Source organism: Burkholderia sp. GbtcB21 (assembly GCF_019091065.1).
Classification (GTDB): domain Bacteria; phylum Pseudomonadota; class Gammaproteobacteria; order Burkholderiales; family Burkholderiaceae; genus Burkholderia; species Burkholderia pyrrocinia_C.
In genome coordinates, this window is sequence record NZ_JAGXKA010000013.1 from 167,411 (window position 1) to 180,537 (window position 13,127).

At 68.6% G+C, this 13,127-nt stretch carries 10 protein-coding genes; 7 read left to right on the forward strand and 3 right to left on the reverse strand.

Annotation, left to right across the window (positions count from 1 at the left end; all coding sequences use genetic code 11):
* Window positions 1-22: 22 nt before the first annotated feature.
* On the reverse strand, window positions 23-3,253 hold the full coding sequence (locus KVT39_RS26235) for an efflux RND transporter permease subunit (protein ID WP_034182443.1): 3,231 nt from the start codon (window positions 3,251-3,253) through the stop codon (window positions 23-25).
* 269 nt (window positions 3,254-3,522) lie between these two features.
* Between KVT39_RS26235 and KVT39_RS26240 the strand changes: the two genes are divergently transcribed.
* From KVT39_RS26240 to yjfF, 6 genes are all read left to right on the forward strand, one after another.
* Window positions 3,523-3,798 carry a DUF4148 domain-containing protein gene (locus KVT39_RS26240; RefSeq protein ID WP_034182442.1) on the forward strand — a complete coding sequence of 92 codons (276 nt, stop codon included), beginning with the start codon at window positions 3,523-3,525 and terminating at the stop codon, window positions 3,796-3,798.
* A 15-nt stretch (window positions 3,799-3,813) separates the two neighbouring features.
* A complete protein-coding gene (locus KVT39_RS26245) occupies window positions 3,814-4,038 on the forward strand; it encodes a hypothetical protein (RefSeq protein ID WP_034182441.1) in 225 nt (74 codons plus the stop codon).
* A gap of 389 nt (window positions 4,039-4,427) precedes the next feature.
* Window positions 4,428-5,390 carry an ABC transporter substrate-binding protein gene (locus KVT39_RS26250; RefSeq protein WP_034182440.1) on the forward strand — a complete coding sequence of 321 codons (963 nt, stop codon included), beginning with the start codon at window positions 4,428-4,430 and terminating at the stop codon, window positions 5,388-5,390.
* Window positions 5,391-5,451: 61 nt separating this feature from the next.
* The gene (locus KVT39_RS26255) at window positions 5,452-6,966 is read left to right on the forward strand and encodes a sugar ABC transporter ATP-binding protein (RefSeq protein ID WP_034182608.1); all 1,515 of its coding nucleotides are present in this window, start codon (window positions 5,452-5,454) and stop codon (window positions 6,964-6,966) included.
* Window positions 6,963-8,003 (forward strand): ABC transporter permease, encoded by a 1,041-nt coding sequence (locus KVT39_RS26260; protein ID WP_217590539.1) that lies wholly within the window; start codon window positions 6,963-6,965, stop codon window positions 8,001-8,003. Before KVT39_RS26255 ends, KVT39_RS26260 begins: the two co-directional genes overlap by 4 nt.
* Window positions 8,000-9,088: a galactofuranose ABC transporter, permease protein YjfF gene (yjfF, locus tag KVT39_RS26265; protein ID WP_034182438.1), complete on the forward strand. Its 1,089-nt coding sequence runs from the start codon at window positions 8,000-8,002 to the stop codon at window positions 9,086-9,088. Before KVT39_RS26260 ends, yjfF begins: the two co-directional genes overlap by 4 nt.
* A 131-nt stretch (window positions 9,089-9,219) precedes the next feature.
* Here the strand turns inward: yjfF and KVT39_RS26270 are convergent, their stop codons facing one another.
* Together KVT39_RS26270 and KVT39_RS26275 are read right to left on the reverse strand one after the other, a co-directional pair.
* Window positions 9,220-10,308 (reverse strand): aldose epimerase family protein, encoded by a 1,089-nt coding sequence (locus KVT39_RS26270; RefSeq protein WP_034182437.1) that lies wholly within the window; start codon window positions 10,306-10,308, stop codon window positions 9,220-9,222.
* A 27-nt stretch (window positions 10,309-10,335) separates the two neighbouring features.
* On the reverse strand, window positions 10,336-11,529 hold the full coding sequence (locus KVT39_RS26275) for a DNA-binding transcriptional regulator (RefSeq protein WP_034182436.1): 1,194 nt from the start codon (window positions 11,527-11,529) through the stop codon (window positions 10,336-10,338).
* Between the two features lie 273 nt (window positions 11,530-11,802).
* Between KVT39_RS26275 and xylA the strand changes: the two genes are divergently transcribed.
* Complete coding sequence (xylA, locus tag KVT39_RS26280; protein ID WP_034182607.1) at window positions 11,803-13,125, forward strand: xylose isomerase; 1,323 nt, start codon at window positions 11,803-11,805, stop codon at window positions 13,123-13,125.
* The last annotated feature ends 2 nt before the right edge of the window (window positions 13,126-13,127 follow it).

Below are 13,127 nucleotides of genomic sequence, written 5' to 3' on the forward strand. Positions count from 1 at the left end.
GGGAGTCGAGGTGAAGCCGCGATCAGCGCAATGCCGGCGTGTCCTGTGCGCGGCGCGCGGCAGCCGCGTCGCGGCGCCGGTCGAGCCATGCGTGGATGAAGCCGAATACGACGGGCACGAACAGCAGCGTCGACAGCGTGCCGAACGCCAGCCCGCCGATCACCGCGCGGCCGAGCGGCGCGTTCTGTTCGCCGCCGTCGCCGAGGCCCAGCGCCATCGGCAGCATGCCGATCAGCATCGCGAGCGCGGTCATCACGACCGGGCGGAAGCGGCTGAAGCCCGCGTCGAGCGCGGCCTGCCACGGCGGCGCGCCGCCCGCGATCAGCTCGCGCGCCGCGTTGACGACCAGGATGCTGTTCGCGGTCGCGATGCCGATGCACAGGATCGTGCCGGTCAGCGCGGGCACCGACAGCGTCGTGCGCGTGGCGAACAGCATCCATGCGATACCGGCGAGCGACGCGGGCAAGCCGCCGACGATCGCGAGCGGGTCGAGCCACGACTGGAAGTTGACGACCATCAGCAGGTAGACGAGCGCGATCGCGAGCGCGAGGCCGCCGAGCAGCCCGGCAAACGATTCGTGCATCGCCTGCACCTGGCCGCGCAGCACGATCGACGAACCGGGCGGCAACTGCGCACGTGCGGCGTCGACGAGCTGGGTCACGTCGGCCGTGACGCCGCCGAGATCGCGCCCCTGCACCGACGCGAAGATGTCGAGTACCGGCTGCACGTTGTAGTGCGATACGACCGCCTGCTGCGTCGCGCGCGAGAAGCTGCCGAGCGAGCCGAGCAGGTTCTGCGCGGGCGCGCCGGCCGCCGGGCCGCCGGCCGGCGTCTGCGGCGAACGCGCGGTGCCTGCCGGCAGCGGCACGTTCGCGAGCGCCTGCAGCGAATCGACAGAATACTGCGGCGACTGCACCAGCAGCGGATAGCTGACGCCGTTGCGCGGGTCGAGCCAGAAGTTCGGCGTCGTCTGCGAGCTGCCGGACAGCGCGATCAGCAGGTTCTGCGCGACGTCGCGCTGTTCGAGGCCGGCCTGGATCGCCTTGGTGCGGTCCACGTTCACGTTGATCGCGGGCTCGTCGCCGGGCTGCTGGATGCGCGCGTCGACGAGGCCGCGCACGCCGCGCAGCTTCGCGAGCAGCGCATTCGCGACCGCGCGGTTCTGGTCGAGCTTGTTGCCGACGATCTGGATGTCGATCGGCGCGGGCAGCCCGAAGTTGAGGATCTGGCTGACGATGTCGGCCGGCAGGAACGCGAACGTCACGCCGGGGAACGACTGCGCGAGCAGGTTGCGCAGCTTCGCGACGTATGCGGCGGTCGGCGCATGGTCCGGCTTCAGCGTGATCATCACGTCGGCATCCCCGGTGCCGATCGGGTCGGACGAGTCGTACGTGAGGTTGATCCCGCTGACCGGCACGCCGATGTTGTCGAGCACGCTCGCGATGTCGTTCGCGGGAATCACGTCGTGGATGCGCGCTTCCACTTCGTCGGTCAGGCGCGCGGTTTCCTCGATCCGCGTGCCGGTCGGCGCGCGCAGGTGCAGACGGATCTCGCCGGTGTCGATCGACGGGAAGAAATCCTGGCCGGCGAACGCGAACAGCGCGGTCGATGCGGCGCACGCGAGCAGGAAGGCCGCCGCGAAACGGCGGCGGCGCGCGATCGCTGCCGACAGCAGCGCGCGATAGCGCAGCCGCACGGCCTCGAAACGATGCTCGAACGCGGCCTGGAAGCGTGCGATCCGAGCAAACACGCCGCGCGGCGGCCGGCCGTGCCCCTTCGCGCGCATCAGCGCCATCGCGAGCGTCGGCACCAGCGTGCGCGAGAAGAAATACGACGCGACCATCGCGAAGATCACCGCCTCGGCCATCGGCACGAACAGGTAGCGCGCGACGCCCGTCAGCAGGAACATCGGCACGAACACGATGCAGATCGACAGCGTCGACACGAAGGTCGGCACCGCGATCTCGCCCGCGCCGGTCAGGATCGCGTCTTCGAGCGGCGCGCCGCGTTCGAGGTGGTGCGTGATGTTCTCGATCGCGACGGTGGCATCGTCGACGAGGATCCCGACCGCGAGCGCGAGCCCGCCGAGCGTCATGATGTTGATCGTCTGGCCGAGCGCGGCGAGCGCGAGCAGCGACGTCAACACTGCGAGCGGAATCGACACCGCGATGATCAGCGTCGCGCGCCAGCTGCCGAGGAACAGCAGGATCATCAGCGCGGTGAGGCACGCGGCGATCAGCGCCTCGCGCACGACGCCCTGGATCGCCGCCTTCACGAACACCGACTGATCGCCGAGCGCCGAGATGTGCAGCGCCTTCGGCAGGCCGGCCGCGATCTTCGGCAGCATCGCCTTGACCTGGTCGATGATCGTCAGCGTCGACGCGCTGCCGGTTTTCTCGACGGTCAGCAGCGCCGCGCGCTTGCCGTCGGCGCGCACGATGTTGGTCTGCGGCGCGTAGCCGTCGCGAACGTGCGCGACGTCGCGCACATACACGACGCTGCCGCCGATCGTCTTCACCGGCAGGTTGTTCAGCGCGGCGACCGTCTGCGTGCTGCCGTTCATCTGCACGTTGTACTCGCGCGTGCCGATTTTCGCGGTGCCGCCGGGCAGGATCAGGTTCTGCGCGTTGATCGCGTTCACGACGTCGATCGGCGCGAGCCCTTTCGCCTGCAGCGCGCGCGTGTCGAGATCGACGACGATCTGGCGGATCTTGCCGCCGAACGGCAGCGGCACGGCCGCGCCCTGCACGGTCGCGAGCTGCGTGCGGATGAAGCTGTTGCCGAGGTCGTACAGCTGCTGCTCGGCGAGCGTGTCGCTCGACAGCCCGAGCTGCAGGATCGGCACCGTCGATGCGTTGTACGTAATGATGTTCGGCGGCAGCGTGCCGGGCGGCAGGATCCGCAGGATCGACGCGGAATTGCTCGCGGCTTCCGCGATCGCGCGATTGATGTCCGCGCCGGGGTGGAAGAAGATCTTCACGACCGACACGCCGTTCAGCGACTGCGATTCGATGTGCTCGATGTCGTCGACGTCGGACGTGAGCGCGCGCTCGTAGTTCGACGTGATGCGCTTGGCCATGTCCTCGGCGGAGAAGCCGTTGTACGACCAGACGATGCTGACGACCGGGATGTCGATGTTCGGAAAGATGTCGGTCGGCGTGCGCAGGAGCGCGAGCGGTCCCGCGATGAAGATCAGCAGCGCGAGCACGACGAACGTATAGGGCCTGCGCAACGCCAGCCGGACGATCCACATGATGTTTTCCTCGAAGCAGGGCAGGGGCGCCGCATTCGATGCGACGAGCGTGCAGTCTGACGATGCCGCGTTGACCCGGCCCTGACTCGAAGATTACGAAGCTGTTATCTGCGTGCGGCGCGGCGGATTTCAGAATTGTCATCCGGCGGTCAGCGTCGCGCCGGCCGCGATCACCAGAATGAACGTGTCAGGCGGCGAATCGCATCCGCGGTTCCGCCGGCGGCGCATCGACGATGCGTCTTCATCGAACCGTTCTGGGGAGTTTCATCATGAATCGCAGACTGATCGCAGCCGCCGCGCTGCTCGCACTCGCAATCGGCACGCCGGTCGCCGCTTTCGCGCAGACTTCGTCGGGCCCGACCCGCGCCGACGTGATCGCCGATCTGGTGCAGGCGCAGCGCGACGGCACCGTGCCCACGTCGAACTGGGACTATCCGCCGAGCACGCGGACGATCGCGCGCAATCGCGAGCTGTATGCGATCGCACACGGCGAGCAAGGCACCGCGACCGCGTCGACGTCCGTGCCGGCCGTCAGCGTGCAGTGAAACGGGAGTCGGGTGATGAAGGATCTTTCCCGACTGGCGATCGCCGCGCTGCTCGCGGCGGCGGTCGCGCCGGCGTTTGCGCGCGGGACGCCGCAACTGCCCGATGACGACGGCGGGCGCGCCAGCGTGCTGCGCGAGTTGAACCCGACGCTGGCGAATGGTGATGCGCGGGCGCATGCCGCCGGCGTCGCGTCTAATTCGAACGGCGAGACTGACAGGAAGGCGGCCCGCCGGAACTGAGTTTTGTCGAGCGCCGAGGCGACGGCCGTCATGGTTCCCGATTTCGGGGCGACGCGTCGTCCGCCGCTGCCTGTGTCGTCAACCCTTACGCGGCCGACGCATTGCCCGAATGCGCGGGCCTTCACGCCTTCAAAACGACTCGGCCGGCCCGACGCCGGCACCACGCCAGGCGCACCCGCGCGTTTAGGTGTTTATACGTATGCCGATTCCGATATCGCTTCAATCCAAGATTTCATTGGAAGGTTATCGGACTTGTTCCTAGACTGATCCGGGGCATGCATACCGGGCCGACCCGGCCGGACACGCTGCCCGGCACAGCCCTGAACCGCGCGCGCCAAGCAGAAACAGAACAGCGCCGCGGCATACAACGACATCATCGGAGACGGACCATGACATTCATCAGGAAGCTGGCGGCCGGTGCGATCGTCGCCGCGGCGACGGTACTCGCGCCCGGCGCATTCGCGCAGCAAAAGCCGATCACGCTCGGGTTCTCGCAGGTCGGCGCGGAAAGCGCGTGGCGCACCGCGAACACCGTGTCGGTGAAGGGCGCGGCGAAGGACGCCGGCATCAACCTGAAATTCTCGGACGCGCAGCAGAAGCAGGAGAACCAGATCCGCGCGATCCGCTCGTTCATCGCGCAGAAGGTCGACGTGATCGCGTTCTCGCCGGTCGTCGAATCGGGCTGGGAGCCGGTGCTGACCGAGGCGAAGGCCGCGCACATCCCGGTGATCCTGACCGACCGCGCGGTCGACGTGAAGGATCCGTCGCTGTACGTGACGATGATCGGCTCGGACTTCCTCGAGGAAGGGCGGCGCGCGGGCCACTGGATGGAAGAGCGCTACAAGAACGACGCGGGCCCGATCAACATCGTCGAGCTGCAGGGCACGGTCGGCTCGGCGCCGGCCAACGATCGCCGCGCCGGCCTGCTCGAAGTGATCAAGAGCAATCCGAAGTTCAAGGTGATCGCATCGCAGAGCGGCGACTTCACGCTCGCCGGCGGCAAGCAGGTGATGGAAGCGTTCGCGAAGACCTACGGCAAGCAGATCAACGTCGTCTACGCGCACAACGACGACATGGCGCTCGGCGCGATCCAGGCGATGGAAGAGGCCGGGATCAAGCCCGGCAAGGACGTGAGCGTCGTGTCGTTCGATGCGACGAAGGGCGGCTTCCAGGCGATGATCGCCGGCAAGATCAACGTCGACGTCGAATGCAGCCCGCTGCTCGGCCCGCAGCTGATGAGCGCGGTGAAGGACGTCGTCGCCGGCAAGCCGCTGCCCAAGCGCATCGTGACGAACGAGACGGTGTTCCCGATGAGCGTCGCGGCGCAGGTGCTGCCGACCCGCAAATACTGACATGGTCCGCACGGGCGGCGGCGCGGCGGCCGCCGCCGGCGACCGCTTCGAGGGAGGGTTCATGACGAGTCCGCCGGTGGTCGAGATGATCGGCATCGACAAGTCGTTTCCGGGCGTGAGCGCGCTGCAGCGCGTGAACTTCCGGTTGTTTCCGGGCGAGATCCACGCGCTGATGGGCCAGAACGGCGCGGGCAAGTCGACGCTGATCAACGTGCTCACCGGCGTGCATGCGCACGATGCGGGCGAGATTCGCGTCGGCGGCGAGCCGGTGCGCTTCGCCGCGCCGCGCGAGGCCGAGGCGGCCGGGATCCAGACGCTCTATCAGGAAGTGAACCTGTGCGCGAACCTGTCGGTTGCCGAGAACATCTTCGCGGGCCGGCAGCCGATGCGGCGCGGCGCGATCGACTGGAACGCGATCCATGCACGGGCGCGCGCGGCGCTGGCCGAACTCGACCTGTCGCTCGACGTCACGCGCTCGCTCGACGCGTATCCGATCGCGGTGCAGCAGATGGTCGCGATCGCGCGCGCCGTTTCCGTCGATGCGCGCGTGCTGATACTCGACGAGCCGACGTCGAGCCTCGACGACGGCGAGGTCGCGCGGCTGTTCGACGTGCTGCGCCGGCTGAAGGCGTCGGGCATCGCGATCCTGTTCGTCACGCATTTCCTCGAGCAGACCTATGCGGTGTCCGACCGGATCACCGTGATGCGCAACGGCGAGCGCGAGGGCGAGTACCTGGCGCGCGACCTGCCGGTCGACGTGCTGGTCGCGAAGATGACCGGCCGCGAACGAATGTCCGACACGCTGCAGGCGGGCGCTGCCGCGGTCGAGCGCGCGGCCGGCGCGGCCGCGCCGTTCCTGTCGATGCGGCAGGTCGGCCGGCGCGGGATGATGAGCCCGCTCGATCTCGACGTGCGGCCCGGCGAAATCGTCGGGCTGGCCGGGCTGCTCGGCTCGGGGCGTACCGAAACCGCGCAGCTCGCGTTCGCCGCGGAGCGCACCGACACCGGCGCGATCGAGATCGACGGCGCGCGCAAGCGGCTGGCGTCGCCGCACGATGCGGTCCGGCACGGGATCGCGTATTGCCCCGAGGACCGCAAGAAGGAAGGCATCGTCGCCGCGCTGTCGATCCGCGAGAACATCATCCTCGCGCTGCAGGCGCGGCGCGGCTGGTGGCGGCTGATCGGGCGCGCGCGCCAGCGCGAGATCGCCGAGTCGTATATCGCGCGGCTCGGCATCAAGGCGCGCGACGCGGAGCAGCCGATCGGGCTGCTGTCGGGCGGCAACCAGCAGAAGGTGCTGCTCGCGCGCTGGCTCGCGACGGCCCCGAAGCTGCTGATCCTCGACGAGCCGACGCGCGGCATCGACGTCGCCGCGAAGTTCGACATCATGGAGCGCGTGCTCGCGCTGTGCGCGACCGGGCTCGCGATCCTGTTCATTTCGTCGGAGATCAGTGAAGTGGTGCGCGTGAGCCACCGGATCGCGGTGCTGCGCGACCGGCGCAAGGTCGCCGAACTGACCGGCGCCGATGCGTCCGAAGAGCAGGTTTACCGGCTGATCGCGGGAGGCCAGTCATGATGCGTGTACGCACGCTGTTTCGTCATCCGCTTGCGTGGCCGGTGCTGACGCTTGCGCTGCTGTTCGCGCTCGACGTCGCGCATCGTCCGGGCTTCCTGTCGATCGCGCTGCTCGACGGTCACCTGTTCGGCGCGCCGATCGACATCCTGAACCGTGCGGCGCCGCTCGTGATCGTGTCACTCGGCATGACGCTCGTGATCGCGACGCGCGGGATCGACATTTCCGTCGGCGCGATCGTTGCGATCGCCGGCGCGGCCGCGGCGATCGTGCTCGAAGCCGATCCGTCGCGGGTCGGCACGGCGCTGGCCGCCGCGCTCGGCGTCGGGCTGCTCGCGGGCGCGTGGAACGGCCTGCTCGTCGCGTTCGTCGGGATGCAGCCGATCATCGCGACGCTGATCCTGATGGTGGCCGGCCGCGGCATCGCGCAACTGCTGACGGGCGGCCAGATCATTCCGATCGGCGCGCCCGGCTACCTCGCGCTCGGCGGCGGTTATCTGGCGATCGTGCCGTGCTCGGTGTGGATCGCGCTCGCGACGATCGCCGCGACCGCGCTGCTGGTGAACCGCACGGCGCTCGGGCTGTTCATCCGCGCGATCGGCGTGAACCCGGTCGCCACGCGGCTCGTCGGGCTGCGCTCGGGCGCGGTCGTGTTCGGCGTGTACCTGTGCTCCGGCGTGATGTCGGCGGTCGCCGGCATCCTCGCGAGTTCCAACGTGCGCAGCGCCGACGGCAACAATGCGGGGCTGCTGCTCGAACTCGACGCGATCCTCGCGGTGACGCTCGGCGGCACGTCGCTGCTCGGCGGCCGCTTCAGCCTCGCCGGCTCCGTGCTCGGCGCGCTGATCATCCAGACGCTGACCTACACGACCTACTCGATCGGCGTGCCGCCGGAGGCGACGCTGGTCGTCAAGGCGGTCGTCGTGATCGTCGTGACGCTGATCCAGTCGGACGCGGCGCGCGCGCTCGTGGTCCGCCACGCGTCGCGGCTGCTGCCATCCGCGCGTTCGCGCGCCACCTCCGGAGCCACGCCCCGATGACCCGATTCCTTGGCCGGCTCGCCGACCCGCGCACGCTGCCGATCGTCGTGACGATCGTGCTGTTCGCCGCGCTGTTCGGCTTCGGATCCGTGATGTACACGGGATTTTTCTCGATGCAGGTATTGACCGGCCTGCTCGTCGACAACGCGTTCCTGTTGATCGTCGCGATCGGCATGACGTTCGTGATCGTGTCGGGCGGCATCGACCTGTCGGTCGGCTCGGTCGTTGCGCTGACAACGATCTTCTGCGCGGTCGGCGCCGAGCGGTTGCACTGGCCCGTGTGGGTGATCGTGCCGCTGGTGCTCGCGTTCGGCGCGCTGTACGGCGCGGCGATGGGTGCGCTGATCCATTATTTCCGGCTGCAGCCGTTCATCGTCACGCTGGCCGGGATGTTTCTCGCGCGCGGCGCGTGCTTCCTGATCACGACGCAGTCGATCACGATCAACGAACCGACGTTTCATGCGATCGCGGGCATCAGCGTGCCGGTCGGCGGCGGCACGCTGAGCGCGGGTGCGCTGATCGCGCTCGCGACGCTGGCCGTCGCGATCTACGTCGCGCATTTCACGCGCTTCGGCCGCAACGTGTATGCGATCGGCGGCAACGAGCGTTCGGCGCTGCTGATGGGGCTGCCGGTCGCGCGCACGAAGATCGGCGTCTATGCGCTGAGCGGGCTGTGCTCGTCACTCGGCGGCGTGGTGTTCACGTTGTACGTGCTGTCGGGCTACGGGCTGCAGGCGCAGGGGATGGAGCTCGACGCGATCGCCGCGACCGTGATCGGCGGCACGCTGCTCACGGGTGGCGTGGGCTACGTGATCGGCTCGGTGTTCGGCGTCGGCATCCTCGGCACGATCCAGGTGCTGATCACGTTCGACGGCACGTTGAGTTCGTGGTGGACGCGGATCGTGATCGGCGCGCTGCTGTGCGTGTTCTGCGTGCTGCAGCGGGTCATCGAGCGGCATGCAACGCGGCGGCGCACGGGCGGCACGGGGCTCGGCGCGCAGCAGCCGAAGCGTGACACCGCACACGCGCGGCCGGCCGAGCCCGGCGAGGACGCGGCGCTGGTGTCGACGATGCGGCGCGTGTAGTGCGTGTAGTGGTGCGCACGGCGCGCGCCGCGCAGTGACGGGCAGCGGGGCAACCGGGCAGCGGCACGCGCGACGTACGTGGCCGATGCCTGGCCGCCGGCGCCTGTTGTCGAAGGCGGCCGGTGCGCGCGTTACGCGCGAACGGCCACCCGGTACAGGGTCGTTTGACGATAGACGGCGCCCGGATGAAGGATGACGTCGTCGCGCAGGTCGGCCATGTTGACCTGGTCCGGAAAGCCGCCGGCTTCGACGCACAGCGCGGCGTGTTGCGCGCAACGCGTACCGCCCCTCACGCGCAAGCCGTCCAGATAGTTGCCGGTATAGAGCTGGAGGCCGCGCTGATCGGTCGACACGATCAATTCGCGGCCGCTTTCGGGATCGTAGATGCCGGCGACGGGCCTGACCGTGCGCGCGCCGTCGCGCAGCGCGAAGCAGTGATCGAAGCCGCGCGCCCTTGCAAGTTGCGCATGCGGCCAGTCGAGGCGCGCGCCGAGCGGCGCGCTGTGCCGGAAATCGAACGCGGTGCCGGTCACGTCGGCGGTGCCGGTCGGGATCAGCGCGTCGTCGACTTCGAGGAACGCGTCGGCGTCGATGCTCAGCACGTGGCCGCGCACGTCGCTGCCCGCGCGGCCGCTGAGGTTGAAATAGCTGTGATTCGTGAGGTTGAGCGGCGTGGGCGCGTCGGTGACACCGGTGTAGTCGATCGTCAGCGTGCCGTCGTCGTCGAGCGCGTAGCGAACCTGCACGCTCACGTTGCCCGGAAAACCCGCGTCGCCTTCCGGCGAATCGAGCCGCAGCGTCAGGCCGCCGCAGTCGTCGACGACTTCCCAGCGCTGCCGGTGAAAGCCGCTCGCGCCGCCGTGCAGCAGATTGCCGTTCTCGTTGCGATCGAGCAGGTAGTCGACCCCGTCGAGCGTGAAGCGCGCGCCGGCGATCCGGTTCGCCCAGCGGCCGACCGTCGCGCCGAGGTAGGCGCCCGATTCGACATACTCAGCGGGCGTATCGTGCGCGAGCACGATATCGGCGAAGCGTCCGGTGCGGTCGGGTGCGAGCCACGACACGACGGTCGCGCCGAGGTCGCTGACGACGACGCGCATGCCGTGCGTGTTGCGCAGCGTATAGCGCCGCACCGTGTCGCCGTCGGGCAGCGTGCCCCACGGCTCGGAAGGCACGCGTGCGACGCCGGGCGTCAGATGGGAGGAATCGGTATCGATGTGCATAGGATGATTCGATGTGAACGGCGGGCTTCAGTGCGCGGCGATCGCGCGTTCCTGGTATTCGCGCGGCGTGCAGCCCAGCTCGCGCCGGAACACCGCATACATGTACTGGAGCGACGTAAACCCGCAGCGGATCGCGACCTCGGCGCTCGACGCCTGCCTGCCGGCGAGCAGCGCCTGCGCCGCTTCGAGCTTGTGGCGCAGGATTTCCTGGTGCACGGTGCGCTGCAGTTCGCGCCGGAAGTGCTCTTCGAGCAGCGAGCGCGACACGCCGACGTAGTCGGCGACCTGCTCGGTCTTGATGCCCTGGCACGCATACTGGCGAATGAAGTGACGGGCGCGCATCACGTGCGGGCTCGCGAGCGGCTGGTGGCGGGTCGATTCGAGCACGTTGATCCCGACGGGCGGCACGAGAATCCGCCGGTCGGGAAAACGTGCGCCGCGCAGCATCTGGTGCAGCAGGTGCGCGGCCGTGCGGCCCATTTCCTCGGTGCCCTGGATGACCGACGACAGCGGAATGCGCGTAAGCGTGCGCGTGAGCGGATCGTTGTCGATGCCGATGATCGCGACCTGTTCCGGCACCGCGAGGCCCGCGATCAGGCACGCCTGCAGCAGGTGCCGCGCGCGCGCGTCGGTCACCGCGATCACGCCGACGGGTTTCGGCAGTGCGTGCAGCCAGCCGATCAGCTGCTCGATCGCGTGGTTCCAGCCCGACGCGCTCGTCGACAGCCCGCGGTAGATCGGCGCATCGACGCCGTCCGCGCGCGCGAGGCCGTCGAACGCGAGCTCGCGCTGCTGCGCCCAGCGGTTCTGCTGCGCGACGGGCAGGCTGTACATCGCGAAGTGCGGCAGCCCGGCGCCGATCAGGTGCGTGTACGCGAGCGATACGAGTTTCGCGTTGTCGGTCGCGATATACGGCACGCCGTCCGGATACTGCGCCGGATCTTCGTACGACGAACCGAGCGCGACGATCGGCAGCGGCGAGCCCGCGAGCGCGTCGGCGACGGCCGGATCGTCGAAATCCGCGATGATGCCGTCGCCGTCGAAGCGCTCGATGCCGGCGAGCCGGCAGCGGAAATCGTCCTCGAGGAACAGGTCCCATACCACGCGCGTCGAGCGCAGGTACTGGCCGATGCCGCTGATGATCTCGCGGTCGTAGACCTTGTTGGCGTTGAACAGCAGCGCGATGCGGTGCGGCGTTTGAGTGGAAGGGGCGCGGTTCATCTCGGTCTCGAAGCGCGCGCCGTCCGGGGCGTCGCGCCGTTGTCTCCGGGCGCGCGGGCAACGCCGCGCGGCTGTCTGATCTGTCTGGTGTCCGGCGATTGTAGGACGGAACGCGTGCCGTGCGCAGCGCGCTGGCAAGAAACGTTAAGCGTGCTGCGCAATTTCGCAATTGCGGGCGACGGGGCGCGCGGGCACGATCCAGCCAGATCGAATTCGGCCAGCATGCCAACGCGATGCACGCCGCACTGCAACAAGAAACCGGACGGAGACGCCATGTCGTATTTCGAACATATTCCCGCGATTCGCTACGAAGGTCCGCAGTCGGACAACCCGCTTGCATACCGCTATTACGACCGCACGAAGGTGGTGCTCGGCAAGACGCTCGAGGAGCACCTGCGGATCGCGGTGTGCTACTGGCACACGTTCGTGTGGCCGGGCCACGACATCTTCGGCCAGGGCGCGTTCCAGCGGCCCTGGCAGCAGCCGGGCGACCCGCTCGAGCGCGCGCGCCAGAAGGCGGATGCGGCATTCGAGTTCTTCACGAAGCTCGGCACGCCGTTTTATACGTTTCACGACACCGACGTATCGCCGGAAGGCGACAGCCTGCACGCGTACGTCGAGAACTTCGCGCGGATGACCGACTACCTGGCCGAGCGCCAGCAGGCGACGGGCGTCCGGCTGCTGTGGGGCACCGCGAACCTGTTCTCGCATCCGCGCTTTGCGGCGGGCGCGGCGACCAACCCGAACCCCGACGTGTTCGCGTGGGCGGCCACTCAGGTGCGCCATGCGCTCGACGCGACGCATCGGCTCGGCGGCGAGAACTACGTGCTGTGGGGCGGCCGCGAAGGGTACGAGACGCTGCTCAATACCGATCTCGTGCGCGAGCGCGAGCAGTTCGCCCGCTTCCTGTCGATGGTCGTCGAGCACAAGCACCGGATCGGCTTCAAAGGGGCGCTGCTGATCGAGCCCAAGCCGCAGGAGCCGACGAAGCACCAGTACGACTACGACGTAGCGACCGTACACGGTTTCCTCACGCAATACGGATTGCAGAACGAAATCCGCGTGAACATCGAGGCGAACCATGCGACGCTCGCCGGCCACTCGTTCCATCACGAGATCGCGAACGCGTTCGCGCTCGGCGTGTTCGGCAGCGTCGACGCGAATCGCGGCGATGCGCAGAACGGCTGGGACACCGACCAGTTCCCGAACAGCGTGGAAGAACTGACGCTCGCGTTCTACGAGATCCTGCGCCACGGCGGCTTTACCACCGGCGGCATGAACTTCGACGCGAAGGTGCGGCGCCAGAGCGTCGATCCGGAAGACCTGTTCTACGGCCATGTCGGCGCGATCGACGTGCTCGCGCTCGCGCTCGAGCGCGCGGCCGTGCTGGTCGGCAACGACCGGCTCGACTCGCTGCGCCGCCAGCGCTACGCGCAGTGGGACAGCGCATTCGGCCGCGAGATCCTGTCGGGCGGCTACACGCTGGAGTCGCTCGCCGCCGACGCGCTCGCGCGCGGCGTGAACCCGCGGCATGCGAGCGGCGCGCAGGAACGGCTCGAGAACATCGTGAACCAGGCGATCTACGGGCTGCGCTGACG

Excerpts from the sequence above, each read along its gene's own strand:
- KVT39_RS26235 (WP_034182443.1), bottom strand. The coding sequence starts at position 3,253 with ATGTGGATCGTCCGGCTGGCGTTGCGCAGGCCCTATACGTTCGTCGTG.
- KVT39_RS26240 (WP_034182442.1), top strand. The coding sequence starts at position 3,523 with ATGAATCGCAGACTGATCGCAGCCGCCGCGCTGCTCGCACTCGCAATC.
- KVT39_RS26245 (WP_034182441.1), top strand. The coding sequence starts at position 3,814 with ATGAAGGATCTTTCCCGACTGGCGATCGCCGCGCTGCTCGCGGCGGCG.
- KVT39_RS26250 (WP_034182440.1), top strand. The coding sequence starts at position 4,428 with ATGACATTCATCAGGAAGCTGGCGGCCGGTGCGATCGTCGCCGCGGCG.
- KVT39_RS26255 (WP_034182608.1), top strand. The coding sequence starts at position 5,452 with ATGACGAGTCCGCCGGTGGTCGAGATGATCGGCATCGACAAGTCGTTT.
- KVT39_RS26260 (WP_217590539.1), top strand. The coding sequence starts at position 6,963 with ATGATGCGTGTACGCACGCTGTTTCGTCATCCGCTTGCGTGGCCGGTG.
- yjfF (WP_034182438.1), top strand. The coding sequence starts at position 8,000 with ATGACCCGATTCCTTGGCCGGCTCGCCGACCCGCGCACGCTGCCGATC.
- KVT39_RS26270 (WP_034182437.1), bottom strand. The coding sequence starts at position 10,308 with ATGCACATCGATACCGATTCCTCCCATCTGACGCCCGGCGTCGCACGC.
- KVT39_RS26275 (WP_034182436.1), bottom strand. The coding sequence starts at position 11,529 with ATGAACCGCGCCCCTTCCACTCAAACGCCGCACCGCATCGCGCTGCTG.
- xylA (WP_034182607.1), top strand. The coding sequence starts at position 11,803 with ATGTCGTATTTCGAACATATTCCCGCGATTCGCTACGAAGGTCCGCAG.